Consider the following 1,012-nt stretch of genomic DNA (forward strand, 5'->3'; position numbering starts at 1 on the left):
CGCCGAGGGGCCGCTGCACGCGCGTCCGCGGGATTTCTCTTCCACCACCCCGAAACCCGTGGCCACCCGGGAGCCCGGATCTTCGACGACGGTGGCCAACGGCCCTTCCCAGCCGATGTCGTCACCGGCGAAGGTCAGGCGCCAACCTTCCAGCCACCCGGTCCCCGACATGGGCGAATGCGGGCAGCGTTCCAGCATCTGCGTCGAGTCCATGTTGGACCCGTAAGCGGCATAGATCGGCACCTGACGAACTGTAGCCAATAACAGCAGCGGAATTCCTGTCTCCCACCCAGATCGGCTGACGGTCACAGTTGTGGCGGGTCCCGACACGCCGAACATGTTCACCGATCCGACCCCGGACCGTCACAACGCACCTGAAATGATGGAGCGACAGTACGGACGGGTCCCCACAAGGGACGCGGCCGATCAGGCGAATACAGGGAGCGTGGCTGTGGCACGGATTGCGATCATCGGTGGCGGACCGGCGGGATATGAGGCAGCCCTGGTGGCCGCCCAGCACGGGGCCTCGGTGACCCTGGTCGACGCCGACGGCATCGGCGGCGCGTGCGTGCTCTGGGACTGCGTTCCGTCCAAGACCTTCATCGCCTCCACCGGTCTGCGCACCGATCTGCGCCGCGCCCGCGATCTGGGCATCACCCTCGACGCCAGCCAGGCCCAAGTGCATCTGCCCGAGGTGAACGGCCGCGTCAAGGCGCTCGCGCTGGCCCAGTCCGCCGACATCCGCGCCAAGTTGCAGGCCGCCGGGGTGCAGCTGCTGGCGGGCCGGGGCGAATTGGTCGGTCCCGCGACCGGTTTGGCGCATCGGGTCAAGGCGACGCTGGCCGACGGCAGCACCGAGGAGTTCGAGGCCGAGGTCGTGCTCATCGCCACCGGCGCCAGCCCGCGCGTGCTGCCCGGCGCCGCGCCCAGCACGGCGAACCCGCCGAGGATCTTGCGCTTGTTGCGGCTGCGGTCGGCCACCGCGCCCGCGATCGGCAGCACCAGAACCTGC

The 1,012-nt window shown here is 69.4% G+C and carries 2 protein-coding genes; one reads left to right on the top strand and one right to left on the bottom strand.

The window, feature by feature from the left end:
- The coding region (locus tag ACWDNU_RS47260; protein WP_449673636.1) for a gamma-glutamylcyclotransferase family protein at positions 1–243 on the bottom strand (243 nt) is incomplete at its 3' end.
- A gap of 208 nt (positions 244–451) precedes the next feature.
- On the opposite strand from ACWDNU_RS47260, the gene ACWDNU_RS47265 reads away from it, so the two are divergent.
- On the top strand, positions 452–1,012 hold a 561-nt coding region (locus ACWDNU_RS47265; RefSeq protein WP_449673637.1), incomplete at its 3' end, for an FAD-dependent oxidoreductase.

The sequence above is a fragment of the Amycolatopsis sp. NPDC003676 genome, assembly GCF_053587275.1.